Consider the following 18,517-nt stretch of genomic DNA (forward strand, 5'->3'; position numbering starts at 1 on the left):
ACGGAGAAACATGATGGAAGGAGGTTGGAACGATGCCGAGAAGAGGACCGGTGCCGAAGCGCGATGTGCTGCCGGACCCGATTTACAACAGCAAGCTGGTCACGCGGCTCATCAACCGCATCATGGTCGACGGCAAGAAGGGCAAGGCATCGAGAATCCTGTATGAGGCGTTCGAGATCATCCGCGAGCGGACGGGCAAGGACCCGATGGAAGTGTTCGAGGCGGCGCTCAAGAACGTCATGCCGGTGCTCGAAGTCAAGGCCCGCCGCGTCGGCGGCGCGAACTATCAGGTTCCGGTGGAAGTCAGGCCGGAACGCCGGACGTCCCTCGGGCTCCGTTGGCTCGTCAACTACGCCCGCCTGCGCAGCGAGAAGACGATGCAGGAACGGCTCGCGGCCGAGATCATCGACGCGTCGAACAATACCGGCGGAGCCGTGAAGAAGCGCGAAGACACGCACAAGATGGCCGAGGCGAACAAGGCGTTCGCGCACTACCGCTGGTAGGATTCAGATTCGGAAGGAGACAACAGCATGCCTAGACAGTTCTCCTTGAAAGAGACGCGCAATATCGGGATCATGGCCCATATTGACGCCGGCAAGACGACCACCACGGAGCGCATCCTGTTCTACACCGGCCGCACGCACAAGATCGGCGAGGTACACGAAGGCGCCGCGACGATGGACTGGATGGAACAGGAACAGGAGCGCGGCATCACGATCACGTCCGCCGCGACGACCTGCCAGTGGAAGGGTCACCGGATCAACATCATCGACACGCCGGGCCACGTCGACTTCACCGTTGAAGTCGAACGTTCCCTGCGCGTTCTGGACGGAGCCATCGCGGTGTTCAGCGCGAAGGAAGGCGTTGAACCGCAATCCGAGACCGTCTGGCGTCAGGCGGACAAATACGGCGTTCCTCGGATCGCCTATGTCAACAAGATGGACATCATCGGCGCGGATTTCCTCGCCGTCGTCCAGGACATGCGCGACCGCCTGCAGGCGAACGCCGTCGCGATCCAGCTGCCGATCGGCGCGGAGAGCGACTTCCGCGGCATCATCGACCTGATCGAGCGGAAGGCGTATTTCTACCAGGACGACCTCGGCAAGAACATCGAAGTCGGCGAGATTCCGGCCGAACTGGCCGACAAGGCCGAAGAGCTCCGCAACGAGCTGGTCGAGAAGGTCGCCGAGATCGACGAGGATCTCATGATGAAGTATCTGGAAGGTGAGGAGATCACCGTTCCGGAACTGAAGGCGGCGCTCCGCAAGGGCACCTGCTCCGTGAAGATCTTCCCGGTCGTCTGCGGTTCTTCGTACCGGAACAAGGGCGTGCAGTTGATGCTGGACGCGGTCATCGACTATCTGCCGTCCCCGGTCGACGTGCCGGACATCCGGGGCGTGCTCGAAGACGGCACGGAGACGACGCGCAAGTCGTCCGACGACGAGCCGTTCGCGGCGCTCGCGTTCAAGATCATGAGCGACCCGTTCGTCGGGAAGCTGACGTATTTCCGCGTCTATTCCGGCGTCCTGCAATCGGGGACGTACGTGCTGAACGCGACGAAGGGCAAGCGCGAGCGGATCGGGCGCATCCTGCAGATGCACGCGAACCATCGCGAGGAGATCACGGAAGTGTACGCGGGCGACATCGCGGCGGCCGTCGGCCTGAAGGATACGACGACCGGCGACACGCTCTGCGACGAGAAGCATCCGATCATCCTCGAATCGATGACATTCCCGGAACCGGTCATCGAGGTCGCGATCGAGCCGAAGACGAAGAACGACATGGACAAACTGGGCGTCGCGCTGCAGAAGCTGGCCGAGGAAGACCCGACGTTCCGCGCCTACACCGACGAGGAAACCGGCCAGACGATCATCGCGGGCATGGGTGAGCTCCATCTCGAGATCATCGTCGACCGGCTGAAGCGGGAATTCAAGGTCGAGACGAACGTCGGCAAGCCGCAGGTCGCTTACCGCGAGACGTTCCGCACGCCGGCGCGCGTCGAGGGCAAGTTCGTGCGCCAGACCGGCGGCCGCGGCCAATACGGCCATGTCTGGATCGAATTCGAACCGCTTGAGCAGGGTTCGGGCTTCGTGTTCGAGAACAAGATCGTCGGCGGCGTCGTGCCGAAGGAATATGTGCCCGCCGTCCAGGCCGGGATCGAGGAAGCGATGCGCAACGGCGTGCTCGCCGGCTATCCGATCGTCGACATCAAGGCCACGCTCGTCGACGGTTCGTACCACGAAGTCGACTCGTCCGAAATGGCGTTCAAGATCGCGGGCTCGCTGGCGCTCAAGGCGGCGAAGGACGTCTGCAATCCGGTGCTGCTCGAACCGATCATGAAGGTCGAAGTCACGGTGCCGGAAGAGTACTTCGGCGACGTCATGGGCACGCTCAGTTCCCGCCGCGGACGGATCGAGGGCACGGACTCGCGCGGCGGCGCGCAGATCATCCGCGCGAAGGTGCCGCTCGGCGAAATGTTCGGCTATTCGACAACGCTCCGTTCGACCACGCAAGGCCGCGGGGTGTTCTCGATGGAACTGTCCCACTACGAGGAAGTTCCGAAGTCGATCGCGGACGAGATCATCTCGAAGTACAAGGGCAACAGCGGCAACGAGTGAGCATTCCGTTGCGGCACAACCGATGTGGATCCGGGACGGATGAAGCGGCGCGGTGCGCCGCTCCCGCTCCATAACCCAATCCATAATCCAAGGAGGCAATGGTTCACATGGCCAAGGCGAAATTCGAACGTACGAAACCGCACGTCAACATCGGCACCATCGGTCACGTCGACCATGGCAAGACGACGCTGACGGCTGCCATCACGACGGTTCTGGCGAAGCGGTACGGCACCGGCCAGGCGATCGCCTACGACCAAATCGACAAGGCGCCGGAAGAACGCGAACGCGGCATCACGATCTCGACCGCCCACGTCGAGTACGAAACGCCGAATCGCCACTATGCGCACGTCGACTGCCCGGGCCACGCCGACTACGTCAAGAACATGATCACGGGCGCGGCGCAAATGGACGGCGCGATTCTCGTCGTGTCCGCCGCCGACGGTCCGATGCCGCAAACGCGTGAGCACATCCTGCTCTCCCGTCAGGTCGGCGTTCCGTACATCGTCGTCTTCCTGAACAAGTGCGACATGGTGGAAGACGAAGAGCTGCTCGAGCTGGTCGAAATGGAAATCCGCGACCTGCTGAACGAGTATGAATTCCCGGGCGACACGACGCCGATCATCCGCGGTTCCGCGCGCGAAGCGCTGGAAAATCCGGACGGTCCGTGGGGCGACAAGATCATCGAGCTGTTCGAAACGATCGACAACTACATCCCGACGCCGCAGCGCGAAGTCGACAAGCCGTTCCTCATGCCGGTCGAAGACGTGTTCACGATCACCGGCCGCGGTACGGTTGCGACGGGTCGCGTCGAGCGCGGAACGGTGAAGGTCGGCGACGAAGTCGAGATCGTCGGTCTGCGTGACGAGACGAAGAAGACGGTCGTCACGGGTGTCGAAATGTTCCGCAAGCTGCTGGACGAAGCGCAAGCCGGCGACAACATCGGCGCGCTGCTCCGCGGTGTGGAGCGGAAGGAAATCGAACGCGGCCAGGTGCTCGTGAAGCCGGGTACGGTCAACCCGCACACGAAGTTCACGGCGCAAGTCTACGTCCTGACGAAGGAAGAAGGCGGCCGCCACAAGCCGTTCTTCTCCGGCTATCGTCCGCAGTTCTACTTCCGGACGACGGACGTCACGGGTGTCATCCAACTGCCGGAAGGCACCGAGATGGTCATGCCGGGCGACAACGTCACCCTGACGGTCGAACTGATCGCTCCGATCGCGATCGAGGAAGGCACGCGCTTCGCAATTCGCGAAGGCGGCCGCACGGTCGGCGCGGGCGCCGTTGCCAAAATCCTGCAATAACGCTGCGGTCATACGCAGCCCGCTGCGGCCGTTCGGCGGCACGTACCGCCGGACGGCCGTTGATTTTTGCTTCGGGGCGGCGGCAGATCATTGACGCCGAAAATGAGAACCATTATCATAGTAGACGGATCGATCTGAACGGCTGACCGATGGCCGGCCGCGGGCGGCAGACCGCCGCGGCCATCCGGCCGTGCGCCGGCGGCGAATCGTGAATCGGCCTGCGCAGGCAGGCGGACGAAAAGGGATGAGAGGCGCCATGGAAAGACTGGTCACGCGGGACCTGGCGATCGGATACGATGACCGGCTGATCGTCGAAGGGTTGAACCTGAGCATACCGTCCGGCAAGATCACCGCGCTCGTGGGGGCGAACGGATCGGGCAAGTCGACGATCCTGAAGACGATGGCCCGCATCATGAAGCCGAAGCGCGGCAGCGTGCTGCTCGACGGCAAGGCGATCCATTCGCAGCCGACGCGGGAAGTGGCGAAGCAGCTCGCGATTCTGCCCCAGAACCCCGTCGCGCCCGAGGGGTTGACGGTGCGCGAACTGGTCGGCTACGGCCGCTACCCGCATCAGCGGGGCTTCGGCACGTTGAGTCGCGAGGACCGCGAAATCGTGGAATGGGCGATCGAGGTGACCGGGCTCGAGGCGTTCGCCGACCGCGCGGTCGACCAACTCTCCGGCGGCCAGCGGCAACGGGCGTGGATCGCGATGGCGCTCGCGCAGCAGACGGAGATCCTGTTCCTCGACGAGCCGACGACCTATCTCGACATGGCGCATCAGCTCGAAGTGCTGAAGCTGCTCAGGCAGCTCAACGAAGAGCAGGGACGGACGATCGTCATGGTCGTGCACGACCTGAACCACGCCACACGCTTCGCGCACCACATGATCGCCATCAAGGCCGGCAAGATCGTGGCGGAAGGCGAGCCGGCGCAGGTGACGACGAAGGAAGTGCTGCGCGAGGTGTTCGGCATCGAGGCCGACATCCTGTTCGATCCGCGCACGGGCGTGCCGCTCTGCCTGCCGTTCGAGCTGTTCCGCGAAAGCCTGCGCGCGGCAAAGAAGCGCGAGGGCAGGCCCGCGAAGGACGGACGGGAGATGGGCGGCGCCGCGACAGGAGCGGCGGAGCGGCAGGCGGACATGCCGGCAGGCGCGGGTGCGCGCGGTTGAAGCCCCGCGCGGCGCCGGCGAAGATCGCGGCATGGCGGAGGCGGAGCGAAGCCACCGGTTCCCTTCGGGACGGTGGCTTCTTCTTTTTCCGGGACCTGATCCGTGACCGTCAGCCCGCCGGACGGAATCGGGAAGGCGCCGGGAGGAGCGCTTGACGGTGCAGACCGAAGCGCTTCCTTATTTTAATGGCAATCGCAGCGGCGGTCGTCAGCGCGGTTTCCGGAAAAGAAAAAGATTGCAATCGCTTGTACGGTCCGCTATAATGTTGCATGTTGGTCTGCGACGTTGCGATGATGCGGGAGGTTGCCGACACACCCGGCCCCTTTGCCATAGGGGGCCTGTCGGGGAAATTCTCGCGGAGTATGTCCGATTACCAAATTGGGCGACAGAAGGAGGGACTCATATGGCAGCCAAGGCGAAACAAAAGATCCGGATCCGTCTCAAGGCTTACGACCATCGCATTCTCGATCAGTCCGCGGAGAAGATCGTGGAGACGGCGAAGCGCTCCGGCGCTGGGGTCTCCGGTCCGATTCCGCTTCCGACGGAGAGACAGGTCATCACGATCCTCCGGGCGGTGCACAAGTACAAGGATTCCCGCGAACAGTTCGAGATGCGCACGCACAAGCGTCTGATCGACATCCTGAATCCCACGCCGCAGACGGTCGATGCGCTGATGCGTCTGGACCTTCCGTCCGGCGTCGACATTGAGATCAAGCTGTGAGGCCGCGGACGGGGCGGCCATTCTACGCACGACAAGGAAATGAGGTGTCAACATGAAAGGTATCTTGGGCAGAAAGCTGGGGATGACGCAGGTCTTCGCGGCTGACGGCTCCGTCGTACCGGTCACGGTCATCGAGGCCGGCCCGTGCGTCGTTCTCCAGAAGAAGGTTCGGGAGACCGACGGCTACGAAGCCATCCAGCTCGGCTTCGCCGACAAGAAGAACCCGAACAAGCCGGAAATCGGCCACGCCAAGAAGGCCGGCACGGCACCCAAGCGCTACGTGAAGGAAATCCGCGGGGTCAATGTGGACGAATACGAAGTCGGCCAGGAGATCAAGGCGGATATCTTCAAGGAAGGCGAGTTCGTCGACGTGACGGGCATTTCGAAGGGCAAGGGCTTCGCGGGCGCCATCAAACGCTGGGGGCAGCGCCGCGGTCCGATGGCCCACGGTTCGAAGTACCATCGCGGTCCGGGTTCAATGGGTTCGATCCAGGCGAACCGCGTGTTCAAGGGCAAGCCGCTGCCGGGCCGTATGGGCAGCGAGACCGTCACGATCCAGAATCTCGAAGTGATCCGTGTCGACGCCGAGCGCAACGTCATTCTCGTCAAGGGCTCGGTGCCGGGCACGCGGAATTCGTTCCTGAAGATCAGATCCTCGGTGAAGAAGCAATAGACCGATTCCCGCGGGGGAAGGAGGAACATGAAATGCCGAAGGTAGCAGTATACAATGTCAGCGGGGCGCAGGTCGGCGAGATCGAGCTGTCCGACGAGGTGTACGGCATCGAACCGCACGTGCACGCGCTGCACAGCGCGATCGTGCTGCAGGAAGCCGCCGAGCGCCGCGGTACGCATAAAACGAAGAACCGCGCGGAAGTGAGGGGCGGCGGCCGCAAGCCGTGGAGGCAGAAGGGCACGGGCCGCGCACGCCATGGCAGCATCCGTGCGCCGCAATGGAAGGGCGGCGGCGTCGTGTTCGGTCCGGTGCCGCGCACGTACGGATTCAAGCTGCCGAAGAAGGTTCGCCGTCTGGCGATGCGTTCGGCGCTCTCCGCGAAGGTGGGCGCGAGCGAACTGATCGTGCTGGATGAGCTGAAGATGGAACGGCCGAAGACGAAGGATTTCGTCGGCATTCTGAACAATCTCAAGGTCGACCGCAAGGCGCTCGTCGTAACGGCGGAATACGACGACAACGTGGCGCTCTCCGCGCGGAACATTCCGGGCGTGAAGTTCGTCGCGGCTGACGGCATCAACGTGCGCGACGTCATGGTTCACGACAAGCTCATCATGACGAAGGACGCGGCACTGAAGGTACAGGAGGTGCTGGCGCAATGAAGGACCCGCGCGACATCATCAAGCGTCCGGTCATCACCGAACGGACGACCGAAATGATGGCGAACAAGCGCTACGTCTTCGAAGTTGACATCAAGGCGACGAAGCCCGAGATCAAACGGGCGGTCGAGCAGATCTTCAAGGTCAAGGTTGTGAAGGTCAACACGATGCGCGTTCCGGCCAAGCCGAAGCGCTATGGCCGTTATGAGGGCTACACGAGCGAATGGAAGAAGGCGATCGTGCAGCTCAGCCCGGACAGCAAGGAACTCGAATTCTTCGAGGCGTCCGTCTGATTCTGTTGAGACAAGGAGGGGATACTCGTGCCCATCAAGAAGTACAAACCGACTTCTCCGGCCCGGCGCGCCATGACGGTCTCGACGTTCGAAGAAATCACGACGGACCGCCCGGAGAAATCGCTGCTGGCGCCGCTGAAGAAGAAGGCCGGCCGCAACAACCAGGGCCGGATCACGGTCCGCCATCGCGGCGGCGGCCACAAACGGAAATACCGGATCATCGATTTCAAGCGCGACAAGGACGGCATCGTCGGCAAGGTCGCGACGATCGAATACGACCCGAACCGTACGGCGAACATCGCGCTGATCCACTATGTCGACGGCGAGAAGCGCTACATCATCGCGCCGAAGGGGCTGAAGGTCGGCGACAAGATCATGTCCGGTCCCGACGCGGACATCAAGGTCGGCAACGCGCTGCCGCTTGAGAACATCCCGGTCGGTACGGTCATCCACAACATCGAGCTGAAGCCGGGCAAGGGCGGTCAGCTCGTGCGCGCGGCCGGCACCGAAGCACAGCTGCTCGGCAAGGAGGACAAGTACGCGATCGTCCGCCTGGCTTCCGGCGAGATGCGCCGCATCCTCCTGAAGTGCCGCGCGACGATCGGTTCGGTCGGCAACGAGGACCACGAGCTGGTCAGCATCGGCAAGGCGGGTCGCAGCCGCTGGCTCGGCAGACGCCCGGCGGTCCGCGGTGTCGTCATGAACCCGGAAGACCACCCGCACGGCGGTGGCGAAGGCCGCGCTCCGATCGGCCGGAAATCGCCGGTTACGCCGTGGGGCAAGCCGACGCTCGGCTACAAGACGCGCAAGAAGAAGAAGGCGTCGAACAAGTACATCATTCGTCGCCGCACGAAGTGATCGTACGCCCGCCGCGTGACGGATGGCTCCCGCGCGGAAGCCGCGTGAAGCGCCCGCGCGGATCCGGCGGGCTTCGGTCTCGATTCAAGCGAAGGGAGGAGCATCGATGGGTCGCAGCCTGAAGAAGGGGCCGTTCGCCGACGCTCACCTGCTGAAGAAGGTTCACGAGCTGAACAAGGCGAACAAGAAGGCGGTCATCAAGACCTGGTCCCGGCGTTCGACGATTTTCCCGGAATTCGTCGGCCACACGTTTGCGGTGTATGACGGCCGCAAGCATGTGCCGGTGTATGTGACGGAAGACATGGTGGGCCACAAGCTCGGCGAATTCGCGCCTACGCGCACGTTCAAGGGCCACACCGAGGAAGACCGCAAGACGGGCAAGCGTTAATCCGACATTTCGGCGCCTGTCGGCGGCCGCGTCCGCCCGGAAGGGCGGCCTGAGGCCGGCCGGAACAGGCTGATTGCGTGAGAGGAGGGTTCTGGGATGGCTGAAGCGAAGGCACACGCGAGATATGTGCGCATCGCGCCGCGCAAGGCAAGGCTCGTCGTGGACCTGATCCGCGGCAAGAGCGTGGGCGAGGCGCTCGCGATTCTGCGCCATACGCCGAAGGCGGCCTCCCCGATCGTGGAGAAGCTGCTGAATTCGGCGATCGCGAATGCGGAACATAATTACCATATGAACGTTGAACGGCTCTACATTTCCCAGGCGTACGTGAACGAGGGGCCGACCCTGAAGCGGTACCGTCCCCGCGCGCAGGGACGCGCGTTCCCGATCAGGAAACGTACGAGCCACATCACACTGGTGGTAGCTGAAAAATAAGGAGGGACATGTGTGGGTCAAAAGGTCAATCCGGTCGGTCTCCGCATCGGCATCATCCGGGATTGGGAATCGAGATGGTTTGCCGGCAAGGATTTCGGCGACCTGCTGCTTGAGGACGTCAAAATCCGCGATTTCCTGAAGAAGAAGCTGAAGGACGCCGCGGTCTCCCGCATCGAGATCGAACGGGCGGCGAACCGCGTCAACGTGACGATCCACACCGCGAAGCCGGGCATGGTCATCGGCAAGGGCGGCTCGGAAGTGGAAAATCTCCGCGCGGAACTGACGAAGATCACGAAGGGCAAGAAAGTTCACATCAATATCATGGAAATCAAGCAGCCGGATCTGGACGCGACGCTCGTCGCGGAATCGATCGCCCAGCAACTCGAGCGCCGCATCTCGTTCCGCCGCGCGATGAAGCAGGCGATCCAGCGGACGATGCGCGCCGGCGCGAAGGGCATCAAGTGCAGCGTCAGCGGCCGGCTCGGCGGCGCGGAAATCGCGCGCACGGAAGGTTACACGGAAGGCACGGTGCCGCTCCACACGCTGCGCGCGGACATCGACTACGGTACGGCGGAAGCCCATACGACTTACGGCCGCATCGGCGTGAAGGTCTGGATCTATCGCGGCGAGGTGCTTCCGGCGAAGAAGAAAGCTTCCGTCCAGGAAGGAGGCAACTGACATGTTGATACCGAAGCGCGTCAAACACCGCAAGGTGCAGCGCGGTACGCTGAAGGGCCGCGCGAAGGGCGGCACGGAAGTGACGTTCGGCGAATACGGCCTCCAGGCGCTGGAGCCGGCGTGGATCACGAACCGGCAGATCGAGGCCGCGCGGATTGCGATCACGCGTTATGTCAAGCGGGGCGGCAAGATCTGGATCAAGATCTTCCCGGACAAACCCGTGACCCAGAAGCCGCTTGAAGTCCGGATGGGCGCCGGCAAGGGCAACGTCGAGAAATGGGTTGCCGTCGTCAAGCCGGGCAAGGTCTTGTTCGAACTCGCCGGCGTGCCCGAGGAAGTCGCTCGTGAAGCGATGCGTCTTGCATCCCACAAGCTTCCGATCAAGACGAGGTTCGTGAAACGGGAAGAAGCGGGTGGTGAAGCAAATGAAGCAAATGAAGGCTAACGACTTCCGCAACATGACCACGGCCGAAATCGAAAAGAAGATTTCGGATTTCAAGGAGGAGCTTTTCAACCTGCGCTTCCAACTGGCCACGGGCCAACTCGAGAATCCGTCGCGCATCCGCGATGTGCGCAGGGCGATCGCGCGCGCGAAGACGGTCATCCGCGAACGCGAACTCGGCATCCGTTGAGCGGATCCGGCCAAGAACCGAACCTCTGTGACGAGGAAGGAGGAAGACCATGAGCGAACGCAACCGCCGCAGGGTGGAGATCGGACGCGTCGTCAGCGACAAGATGGACAAGACGATCGTCGTTGCGGTCGAGACGTACAAGAAGCACAAGCTGTACCACAAGCGGATCAAATACACGAAGAAGTACAAGGTGCACGACGAGCACAACGAGGCGAAGGTCGGCGACATCGTGAAGATCATGGAGACGCGGCCGCTGTCGAAGGAGAAGCGGTTCCGTCTGGTCGAGATCGTCGAGCGGGCCGTCGTGCTGTGAGGTTTCGGCTTTTTTGCCCTGAAAGGAGGACACTGGCATGATCCAACCGTTCACGCGACTGGTCGTAGCTGACAACACCGGCGCGAAGGAACTGATGTGCATCCGCGTCCTGGGCGGTACGGGTCGCCGCACGGGCCGGATTGGCGATATGATCGTGTGTTCCGTCAAATCCGCAACACCCGGGGGCGTTGTCAAGAAAGGCGATGTCGTGAAGGCCGTCATCGTACGGACGAAGCGCCCGCTGCGCCGCAAGGACGGCTCCTACATCGCGTTCGACGAGAACGCCGCCGTCATCGTGCGGGAAGACAAGAGCCCGCGCGGCACGCGGATCTTCGGACCGGTCGCCCGCGAGCTTCGGGACAAGGATTTCATGAAGATCATCTCGCTGGCGCCGGAAGTCATCTGACCGGACCAACCATGAACGGGCGGCACGGGGCCGCCGTCGGATAACGTCAACTCCGCAGTCAAAGTGAGGTGTAACGAATGCCCAGGCAGAAAAAGGTGCTCGCATCGCACAACAACAAGCTGCACGTGAAGAAGGATGACATGGTCATCGTCATCACGGGCAAGGACAAGGGCAAGAAGGGCCGCGTCATCGCCGCCTTCCCGCGCGAGAACCGGGTGCTGGTCGAGGGCGTGAACATCGTCAAGAAGCATACGCGTCCCTCGCCGAAGAACCCGCAGGGCGGCATCATCGAGCAGGAAGCGCCGATTCACGTTTCGAACGTGATGCATATCGACCCGAAGACCGGCAAGCCGACGCGGATCGGCTACAAGATTCTGGAGAACGGCAAGAAGGTCCGGTACGCGAAGCGTTCCGGAGAAGTCATCGACTGATGCGCAAGGCGAAAGGAGGTACGCCTGAGGAATGGCAGTACGGCTCAAGGAGAAATTCCTGAACGAAGTCACGCCTGCTTTGATGCAGAAGTTCAACTATACATCGGTCATGCAGGTGCCGAAGATCGAGAAGGTCGTCATCAACATGGGCGTCGGCGAAGCGGTCGGCAATCCGAAGGTGCTCGACGCGGCGGTGGACGACCTGACGAGGATCGCGGGCCAGAAGCCGGTTGTCACGCGCGCGAAGAAATCGATCGCGGGCTTCAAGGTGCGCGCCGGCATGCCGATCGGCGTGAAGGTGACGCTGCGCGGCGACCGGATGTACTATTTTCTCGACAAGCTGTTCAACATCGCGCTTCCGCGGGTTCGGGACTTCCGCGGCGTCTCGCCGAAGGCGTTCGACGGGCGCGGCAACTACACGCTCGGCCTGAGAGAGCAGCTGATCTTCCCGGAAATCGATTACGACAAGATCGACAAGGTGCGCGGCATGGACGTCGTCATCGTCACGACGGCCAGGACGGACGAAGAAGCTCGTGAGCTGCTGACCCAACTGGGCATGCCGTTCGCGAAGTAATCCGAAGGCGGGAGGTGCGAACCCATGGCGAAGACGTCGATGATCGTCAAGTCGAAGCGCAAGCCGAAGTTCAAAGTGCGGGCCTACACGCGCTGCGAACGTTGCGGCCGCCCGCATGCTGTTTTACGGAAATTCAAAATCTGCCGGATCTGCTTCCGCGAATTGGCGTACAAAGGCCAGATTCCGGGCGTGAGAAAGGCGAGCTGGTAATACACCCGGCACGGGAAGGAGGTTCTCGAACCAATGGTTATGTCCGATCCGATTGCAGATATGCTGACGCGTATCCGCAATGCGAACACCGTTCGTCACGAGGTCGTGGAAGTGCCGGCGTCCAAGATCAAGCGGCAAATCGCCGAGATCTTGAAGAACGAAGGCTTCATCCGCGATTGCGAATACATCGAGGACAACAAGCAGGGGATCCTGCGGATCTTCCTGAAGTACGGTCCGAACAACGAGCGCGTCATCACCGGGCTGAAGCGCATCAGCAAGCCGGGACTGCGCGTCTACACGAAGGCAAGCGAAATTCCGCGCGTGCTCGGCGGTCTGGGCATCGCGATCATTTCGACGTCCAAGGGCCTCATGACCGACAAGCAGGCCCGCCAGCTCAACACGGGCGGAGAAGTCATCTGCTACGTGTGGTAAGACCGCTACAACGACTGGAGGTGTCAACATGTCCCGTATCGGCCGCAAACCGATTCAGATACCGGACGGCGTGAGCGTCTCGGTGGACGGCAACGTCGTGACCGTGAAAGGCCCGAAGGGCACGCTGACGCGCGAATTGCACAAAGACATGAAGGTCGTCGTCGACGGCAACGCCGTGAAGGTCGAGCGTCCTTCCGACGAGAAGCTGCATCGCGCCCTGCACGGCACGACGCGCAGCGTCATCGCCAACATGGTGAGCGGCGTGACCGAAGGTTTCAGCAAGAGCCTGGAGCTGGTCGGCGTCGGCTACCGCGTGACCAAGTCGGGCAACAAGATCGTGCTGAACGTCGGCTATTCGCATCCGGTGGAAATCGTGCCGGACCAAGGCATCGAGTTCGAGGTCCCGTCGCAGACGAAGATCATCGTGAAGGGCATCGACAAGGAACTCGTCGGCCAGACGGCCGCGAAGATCCGCGCCGTGCGCGAGCCGGAACCGTACAAGGGCAAGGGCATCATGTACGAGGGAGAACGGATTCTCCGCAAGGAAGGCAAGGCCGGCAAGAAGAAGTGATCGGCCTGAGCGCATAAAGGACGGCACATCGGGCATGCGTCCGCGGCGGGAAGCCGCATAAGCCCGGGAAGGAGTGAAACCAGGCACTATGATCACGAAGATCGACAAGAACAAGGCCCGTCTGAAGAGGCATTTGAGGATTCGCAAGAAGATCAGCGGTACGGCGGAACGTCCGCGTCTGTCGGTTTTCCGTTCCGCGAAGCATATCTACGCGCAGCTCATTGACGACGAGAAAGGGATCACCCTGGCGTCCGCATCGACGCTCGACAAGGAACTTCGGGGCAAGATCGCGAACGGAGGCAACGTCGAGGCCGCGCGTCAGGTCGGCGAGCTGATCGCGAAGCGCGCGAAGGCGAAAGGGATCGACAAGGTCGTGTTCGACCGCGGCGGCTATCTGTACCACGGTCGCGTGAAGGCGCTGGCGGACGCGGCGCGCGAAGGCGGGCTCGAATTCTGATCCATCTCTCGATGAGGAGGTATAAGACTTGCGTGTAGATCCGAATACGCTGGAATTGACCGAGAAGGTCGTGTCCATCAACCGCGTCGCGAAGGTCGTCAAGGGCGGCCGCCGCTTCAGCTTCAGCGCGCTTGTCGTCGTCGGCGACGGCAAGGGCTGGGTCGGCGCCGGGATCGGCAAGGCGGCCGAAGTGCCGGATGCGATCCGCAAGGGCATCGAAGACGCGAAGAAGCACCTGATCCACGTTCCGATCGTCGGCACGACGATCCCGCACGAAGTCATTGGCCATTTCGGCGCGGGCAAGGTGCTGCTGAAGCCGGCTTCCCAGGGTACGGGCGTCATCGCCGGCGGTCCGGTCCGCGCGGTGCTCGAGCTGGCGGGCATCGGCGACATCCTGACGAAATCGCTCGGTTCCTCGAACTCCATCAACATGGTGCGCGCGACGCTCGAAGGGCTGTCCCGCCTGAAGCGCGCGGAAGATGTGGCGCGCCTCCGCGGCAAAACCGTCGAAGAGCTTCTGGGTTAAGGAGGGGTAACCGATGGCGAAACTGCAAATCACCCTCGTCCGCAGCCTGATCGGCCGCAACGAGAAGCAGCGCGCGACCGTGGCCGCGCTCGGCCTGCGCAAGCTGCACCAGACGGTCGTCAAGGATGACAACCCGGCCATCCGCGGGATGATCGACGTCGTCAAGCACATGGTCAAGGTCGAAGAAGTGCAAGGTTAACATACGGTGAAGAAGCCGATTGCAGCTGCACATTTTGCAAGGAGGTGCAACGAACGATGAAACTGCATGAGCTCAAGCCGGCGGAAGGTTCCCGCAAGGCGCCGAAGCGGGTGGGGCGCGGGATCGCCAGCGGCAACGGCAAGACGGCAGGCCGCGGTCACAAAGGTCAAAACGCCCGTTCCGGCGGCGGTGTCCGTCCGGGCTTCGAGGGCGGCCAGAACCCGCTGTACCGCCGTCTGCCGAAGCGCGGTTTCACCAACCGGTTCCGCAAGGAATACGCGATCGTCAATGTGGAGGAACTGAACCGCTTCGAGGCCGGAACCGAGGTTACTCCCGAGCTGCTCATCGAACGTGGCATCGTGAAGAATCCGCGGGACGGCATCAAGATCCTCGGCGACGGCGAAATCAAGGTCGGCCTTACCGTGAAGGCGCACAAGTTCTCCCAATCTGCGGTTGAGAAAATCCAGGCTGCCGGCGGTAAAACCGAGGTGATCTGATGTTCAGGACCGTCTCCAACATCTGGAAAGTGGAGGATCTGCGCAAAAAGATCCTGTTCACGCTCGGGATCTTGATCATTTACAGGATCGGATCGTTCATTCCGGTGCCGAACATCGACCGCGAGGCACTGAAAGCGGCGAACGAGGCCGGCAGCGACATTTTCGGGCTTCTGAACACGTTCTCCGGCGGTGCGCTCTTCCAGTTCTCGATCTTCGCGCTCGGGGTCATGCCGTACATCACGGCGTCAATCATCGTGCAGCTGCTCAGCATGGATGTGATCCCGAAATTCGCGGAATGGGCGAAGGAAGGCGAGAACGGCAGGCGCAAACTGGCGCAGTTCACGCGGTACGGTACGGTCATCCTCGGCCTGATCCAGGCGTTCGCGACGTCGATCGGGTTCAACAATCAGTACCGGATGGTGATCGACCCGAGCTTCACGACCTATCTCGTGATCGCGATCGTCATGACGGCCGGTACGGCCTTCCTGATGTGGCTCGGCGAGCAGATCACGGACAAGGGGATCGGCAACGGGATCTCGATCCTCATCTTCGCGGGGATCATCGCGGGCATCCCGGGCGGGATCCGTGCGATCTACGCCTCCGAGTTCGTGGACAACACGGACCAGCTGTTCCTGAGCATCGTGAAGGTGCTCCTCATCGGGCTGGTCGTCGTGGCGCTCGTCGTCGGGGTCATCTTCGTGCAGCAGGGCGTCCGGAAGATTCCGGTCCAATACGCGAAGCGGATCGTCGGCCGCAGGATGTACGGCGGGCAATCGACGCACATCCCGCTCAAAGTCAACAGCGCCGGCGTCATCCCGGTCATCTTCGCGATCTCGCTGCTGATGTTCCCGGTTACGATCGCCTCGTTCTGGGTCGGCAGGCCGTGGGCGGACTGGATCATCAACCACCTGTATTATGACCGGCCGCTCGGCATGGTCCTGTACGTGATCCTGATCATCGGGTTTACGTTCTTCTACACGTTTGTGCAGATCAATCCGGTCCAGATGGCGGATCAGATGAGGAAAAACGGCGGCTACATTCCGGGAATTCGTCCCGGCAAACCGACGTCGACCTATATCACCCGTGTCATCACGCGGATCACGCTCTTCGGCGCGATCTTCCTGGCGTTCGTCTCGATCCTGCCGGTGTTCTTCGGCGCCGTGGCCGGCCTGCCCCGCACGGTGCAGCTCGGCGGCACGTCGCTCCTCATCGTCGTCGGCGTCGCGCTCGACACGATGAAGCAGATCGAGAGCCAACTCGTGAAGCGCCACTACAAAGGCTTCATCAACAAGTGAAGGCACGGGTCGCGCAGCCGGAATCCGCATGCGCATGCGGAGTCCGGGCCTATTCTGCTTGAAGTGAGGAACGGCAAATGAACATCCTGTTAATGGGGCCTCCCGGCGCGGGCAAAGGCACTCAGGCCGAGCGGATCGTCGCGAAGTTCGGCATCCCGCACATCTCGACCGGCGACGCCTTCCGGCTCGCGATGAAGGAAGGCACGCCGCTGGGCCTGAAGGCGAAGGAATATGTCGACCAGGGCCTGCTCGTCCCGGACGACGTGACGAACGGCATTGTCCGCGAACGGCTGCAGCAGGATGACTGCAGGAACGGTTTCCTGCTCGACGGCTATCCGCGCACGCCGGCCCAGGCGGAAGCGCTGGACGGCATGCTGAAGGAGTCCGGGCGACGCATCGATCACGTCATCAGCCTGGTCGTCGACCGCGGGCTGCTCCTGAAACGGCTCACCGGCCGGCGGATCTGCCGCTCGTGCGGCGCGACATACCATATCTTGTTCAACCCGCCGAAGCAGGAAGGCACATGCGACAAATGCGGCGGCGAACTGTATCAGCGTTCCGACGACACGGAAGAGAAGGTCGGCACGCGGCTGGACGAATATCTCTCGAAGACGGAGCCGCTTCTCCGGTATTATCGGGATCAGGGGCTGCTGCGGGAGGTCAACGGCGAACTGGAGATTGACGAGGTCACCGCGCAGATCACTTCGATTCTGAAGGGGCAAGCGGAATGATCGTCTGCAAGTCTGCAGCCGAACTTGAACTCATGAGGGAAGCCGGACGCATCGTGGCGGAAACGCACCGCCTGCTCAAGCAGGCGATCAGGCCCGGCGTGACGACCGCCGAGCTTGACCGGCTGGCCGAAGCGTACATCCGCAGCCGGGGAGCCGTACCTTCCTTCAAGGGCTACAATCAATTTCCTGCCAGTATCTGTACTTCTGTCAACGACGAGTTGGTGCACGGCATTCCGGGGCCTCGCGTGCTGAAGGAAGGCGACATCATCAGCATCGACATCGGCGCGCAGTACCGGGGTTACCACGGGGATTCCGCCTGGACGTATCCCGTCGGCGAGATCTCCGAGGAACACCGGCGGCTGCTCGAGGTGACCGAGCGGTCGCTGATGGAAGGCCTGAAGCATGTCAAGGCCGGCGTTCGGCTCTATACCGTATCGCACGCGATTCAGCGGGTTGTCGAGGAGGCGGGCATGTCCGTCGTGCGCGAATATGTCGGCCACGGCATCGGCGCGAAGCTGCACGAGGAACCGCAGATCCCGAACTACGGCATCCCCGACCGCGGTCCGCGGCTCAAGGCCGGCATGACGCTGGCGATCGAACCGATGGTCATCCTCGGTGAGCGGTACGTCCGCACGCTGGAGGACAACTGGACCGTCGTCACCGTGGACGGAACGTGGTGCGCGCATTTCGAGCATACGGTCGCGGTGACCGAGGACGGCTGCGAGATCCTGACCATGATCCGCGATTAGCGGCGCGGCGCGAGGAGGATGATGGCGGCATGAGACCGGAACCCGAGATCGGCCGGCTGGTCCGCATCCTTCGCGGCAAGGATCGGGGCGGCTTCGCGGTGATCGTCGGCATCATCGACGAGCGGTTCGTGCTCATCGCCGACGGGAAGGACCGCAAGTTCGACCGTCCGAAGAAAAAGAATGTGCTGCACCTGGAGTTCCAGCCCGCTGTCAGCAGCGAAGTCGCGGACAGCATCCGGGAGACGGGCCGGGTGACAAACGCGAAGCTCCGTTATGCCATTCAGAAGTATCTTGAACGGAAAGGAGAATGACTGTGGCGAAGGAAGACGTCATCGAAGTCGAAGGTACGGTCATTGAACCGCTGCCCAACGCCATGTTCCGGGTGGAACTGGAGAACGGGCATCAGGTGCTCGCTCATGTGTCCGGCAAACTCAGAATGCATTTCATCCGCATCCTGACGGGTGACAGGGTCGTCATCCAGCTGTCGCCCTATGATCTGACCCGGGGTCGGATCACGTACCGGAAATAGGCCGTCGGCCCGCCCGGCCGGCGCAATCGGGAGGGATAACGAACCATGAAAGTCAGACCTTCGGTCAAGCCGATTTGCGAGAAATGCAAGGTCATTCGCCGCAAGGGCAACGTGATGGTCATCTGCGAGAATCCGCGCCACAAGCAAAAACAGGGCTGATAAAGGAGGGACAGACGAAC

General features: G+C 62.2%; 31 protein-coding genes. All 31 read left to right on the forward strand.

The window, feature by feature from the left end; genetic code table 11:
* Window positions 1–32 precede the first annotated feature (32 nt).
* The 31 genes from rpsG to rpmJ all read left to right on the forward strand — a co-directional run bounded on the left by rpsG (window position 33) and on the right by rpmJ (window position 18,497).
* The gene (gene rpsG, locus A9Z00_RS10805; protein ID WP_296977005.1) at window positions 33–503 is read left to right on the forward strand and encodes a 30S ribosomal protein S7; all 471 of its coding nucleotides are present in this window, start codon (window positions 33–35) and stop codon (window positions 501–503) included.
* A gap of 27 nt (window positions 504–530) precedes the next feature.
* Window positions 531–2,618: an elongation factor G gene (fusA, locus tag A9Z00_RS10810; protein WP_296977009.1), complete on the forward strand. Its 2,088-nt coding sequence runs from the start codon at window positions 531–533 to the stop codon at window positions 2,616–2,618.
* 107 nt (window positions 2,619–2,725) lie between these two features.
* On the forward strand, window positions 2,726–3,919 hold the full coding sequence (gene tuf / locus A9Z00_RS10815) for an elongation factor Tu (protein WP_296977012.1): 1,194 nt from the start codon (window positions 2,726–2,728) through the stop codon (window positions 3,917–3,919).
* 256 nt (window positions 3,920–4,175) lie between these two features.
* The gene (locus A9Z00_RS10820) at window positions 4,176–5,087 is read left to right on the forward strand and encodes an ABC transporter ATP-binding protein (protein WP_296977015.1); all 912 of its coding nucleotides are present in this window, start codon (window positions 4,176–4,178) and stop codon (window positions 5,085–5,087) included.
* A gap of 403 nt (window positions 5,088–5,490) precedes the next feature.
* Entirely contained in the window at window positions 5,491–5,808 is a 318-nt protein-coding gene (rpsJ, locus tag A9Z00_RS10825) for a 30S ribosomal protein S10 (RefSeq protein WP_296977018.1), read from the forward strand.
* Window positions 5,809–5,860: 52 nt separating this feature from the next.
* Window positions 5,861–6,481 carry a 50S ribosomal protein L3 gene (rplC, locus tag A9Z00_RS10830; RefSeq protein WP_296977021.1) on the forward strand — a complete coding sequence of 207 codons (621 nt, stop codon included), beginning with the start codon at window positions 5,861–5,863 and terminating at the stop codon, window positions 6,479–6,481.
* A gap of 32 nt (window positions 6,482–6,513) precedes the next feature.
* Window positions 6,514–7,140, forward strand: a complete 627-nt coding sequence (rplD, locus tag A9Z00_RS10835) for a 50S ribosomal protein L4 (protein WP_296977023.1) — start codon at window positions 6,514–6,516, stop codon at window positions 7,138–7,140.
* A complete protein-coding gene (rplW, locus tag A9Z00_RS10840) occupies window positions 7,137–7,430 on the forward strand; it encodes a 50S ribosomal protein L23 (protein WP_296977026.1) in 294 nt (97 codons plus the stop codon). The genes rplD and rplW overlap by 4 nt, the downstream gene beginning before the upstream one ends.
* Before the next feature lie 27 nt (window positions 7,431–7,457).
* Window positions 7,458–8,288 (forward strand): 50S ribosomal protein L2, encoded by an 831-nt coding sequence (rplB, locus tag A9Z00_RS10845; protein WP_296977028.1) that lies wholly within the window; start codon window positions 7,458–7,460, stop codon window positions 8,286–8,288.
* A gap of 106 nt (window positions 8,289–8,394) precedes the next feature.
* On the forward strand, window positions 8,395–8,676 hold the full coding sequence (gene rpsS / locus A9Z00_RS10850; protein WP_296977030.1) for a 30S ribosomal protein S19: 282 nt from the start codon (window positions 8,395–8,397) through the stop codon (window positions 8,674–8,676).
* A 96-nt stretch (window positions 8,677–8,772) separates the two neighbouring features.
* A complete protein-coding gene (rplV, locus tag A9Z00_RS10855; protein WP_296977033.1) occupies window positions 8,773–9,108 on the forward strand; it encodes a 50S ribosomal protein L22 in 336 nt (111 codons plus the stop codon).
* Between the two features lie 12 nt (window positions 9,109–9,120).
* Complete coding sequence (gene rpsC, locus A9Z00_RS10860; protein ID WP_296977036.1) at window positions 9,121–9,786, forward strand: 30S ribosomal protein S3; 666 nt, start codon at window positions 9,121–9,123, stop codon at window positions 9,784–9,786.
* A 1-nt stretch (window position 9,787) separates the two neighbouring features.
* Window positions 9,788–10,231, forward strand: coding sequence for a 50S ribosomal protein L16 (gene rplP / locus A9Z00_RS10865; protein ID WP_296977040.1), 444 nt, complete (start codon window positions 9,788–9,790; stop codon window positions 10,229–10,231).
* Complete coding sequence (gene rpmC, locus A9Z00_RS10870; RefSeq protein WP_296977152.1) at window positions 10,221–10,418, forward strand: 50S ribosomal protein L29; 198 nt, start codon at window positions 10,221–10,223, stop codon at window positions 10,416–10,418. Before rplP ends, rpmC begins: the two co-directional genes overlap by 11 nt.
* A 49-nt stretch (window positions 10,419–10,467) precedes the next feature.
* Window positions 10,468–10,731 carry a 30S ribosomal protein S17 gene (rpsQ, locus tag A9Z00_RS10875; protein WP_296977043.1) on the forward strand — a complete coding sequence of 88 codons (264 nt, stop codon included), beginning with the start codon at window positions 10,468–10,470 and terminating at the stop codon, window positions 10,729–10,731.
* 37 nt (window positions 10,732–10,768) lie between these two features.
* A complete protein-coding gene (gene rplN, locus A9Z00_RS10880; RefSeq protein WP_296977046.1) occupies window positions 10,769–11,137 on the forward strand; it encodes a 50S ribosomal protein L14 in 369 nt (122 codons plus the stop codon).
* 77 nt (window positions 11,138–11,214) lie between these two features.
* On the forward strand, window positions 11,215–11,568 hold the full coding sequence (rplX, locus tag A9Z00_RS10885) for a 50S ribosomal protein L24 (RefSeq protein ID WP_296977048.1): 354 nt from the start codon (window positions 11,215–11,217) through the stop codon (window positions 11,566–11,568).
* Between the two features lie 31 nt (window positions 11,569–11,599).
* Entirely contained in the window at window positions 11,600–12,142 is a 543-nt protein-coding gene (rplE, locus tag A9Z00_RS10890; protein ID WP_296977051.1) for a 50S ribosomal protein L5, read from the forward strand.
* Between the two features lie 24 nt (window positions 12,143–12,166).
* Window positions 12,167–12,352, forward strand: a complete 186-nt coding sequence (locus A9Z00_RS10895; protein WP_296977054.1) for a type Z 30S ribosomal protein S14 — start codon at window positions 12,167–12,169, stop codon at window positions 12,350–12,352.
* 33 nt (window positions 12,353–12,385) lie between these two features.
* Complete coding sequence (gene rpsH, locus A9Z00_RS10900; RefSeq protein WP_296977058.1) at window positions 12,386–12,784, forward strand: 30S ribosomal protein S8; 399 nt, start codon at window positions 12,386–12,388, stop codon at window positions 12,782–12,784.
* Between the two features lie 28 nt (window positions 12,785–12,812).
* Window positions 12,813–13,355, forward strand: coding sequence for a 50S ribosomal protein L6 (gene rplF / locus A9Z00_RS10905; RefSeq protein ID WP_296977061.1), 543 nt, complete (start codon window positions 12,813–12,815; stop codon window positions 13,353–13,355).
* An 88-nt stretch (window positions 13,356–13,443) separates the two neighbouring features.
* The gene (gene rplR, locus A9Z00_RS10910; protein WP_296977063.1) at window positions 13,444–13,812 is read left to right on the forward strand and encodes a 50S ribosomal protein L18; all 369 of its coding nucleotides are present in this window, start codon (window positions 13,444–13,446) and stop codon (window positions 13,810–13,812) included.
* Between the two features lie 28 nt (window positions 13,813–13,840).
* Window positions 13,841–14,338 carry a 30S ribosomal protein S5 gene (rpsE, locus tag A9Z00_RS10915; protein WP_296977066.1) on the forward strand — a complete coding sequence of 166 codons (498 nt, stop codon included), beginning with the start codon at window positions 13,841–13,843 and terminating at the stop codon, window positions 14,336–14,338.
* A 13-nt stretch (window positions 14,339–14,351) separates the two neighbouring features.
* Window positions 14,352–14,537 (forward strand): 50S ribosomal protein L30, encoded by a 186-nt coding sequence (rpmD, locus tag A9Z00_RS10920; protein WP_296977069.1) that lies wholly within the window; start codon window positions 14,352–14,354, stop codon window positions 14,535–14,537.
* Between the two features lie 56 nt (window positions 14,538–14,593).
* On the forward strand, window positions 14,594–15,034 hold the full coding sequence (gene rplO, locus A9Z00_RS10925) for a 50S ribosomal protein L15 (RefSeq protein WP_296977073.1): 441 nt from the start codon (window positions 14,594–14,596) through the stop codon (window positions 15,032–15,034).
* Entirely contained in the window at window positions 15,034–16,329 is a 1,296-nt protein-coding gene (gene secY, locus A9Z00_RS10930) for a preprotein translocase subunit SecY (protein WP_296977076.1), read from the forward strand. Before rplO ends, secY begins: the two co-directional genes overlap by 1 nt.
* Before the next feature lie 77 nt (window positions 16,330–16,406).
* Window positions 16,407–17,060 carry an adenylate kinase gene (locus tag A9Z00_RS10935; protein ID WP_296977079.1) on the forward strand — a complete coding sequence of 218 codons (654 nt, stop codon included), beginning with the start codon at window positions 16,407–16,409 and terminating at the stop codon, window positions 17,058–17,060.
* Window positions 17,057–17,809 (forward strand): type I methionyl aminopeptidase, encoded by a 753-nt coding sequence (gene map, locus A9Z00_RS10940; RefSeq protein ID WP_296977082.1) that lies wholly within the window; start codon window positions 17,057–17,059, stop codon window positions 17,807–17,809. Before A9Z00_RS10935 ends, map begins: the two co-directional genes overlap by 4 nt.
* 29 nt (window positions 17,810–17,838) lie before the next feature.
* On the forward strand, window positions 17,839–18,120 hold the full coding sequence (locus tag A9Z00_RS10945) for a KOW domain-containing RNA-binding protein (RefSeq protein ID WP_296977084.1): 282 nt from the start codon (window positions 17,839–17,841) through the stop codon (window positions 18,118–18,120).
* 2 nt (window positions 18,121–18,122) lie between these two features.
* Window positions 18,123–18,338: a translation initiation factor IF-1 gene (gene infA, locus A9Z00_RS10950; RefSeq protein WP_296977086.1), complete on the forward strand. Its 216-nt coding sequence runs from the start codon at window positions 18,123–18,125 to the stop codon at window positions 18,336–18,338.
* Between the two features lie 45 nt (window positions 18,339–18,383).
* Complete coding sequence (rpmJ, locus tag A9Z00_RS10955) at window positions 18,384–18,497, forward strand: 50S ribosomal protein L36 (protein ID WP_015253313.1); 114 nt, start codon at window positions 18,384–18,386, stop codon at window positions 18,495–18,497.
* Window positions 18,498–18,517 lie beyond the last annotated feature (20 nt).

This window comes from Thermobacillus sp. ZCTH02-B1 (assembly GCF_002159085.1).
Taxonomy (GTDB): domain Bacteria; phylum Bacillota; class Bacilli; order Paenibacillales; family Paenibacillaceae; genus Thermobacillus.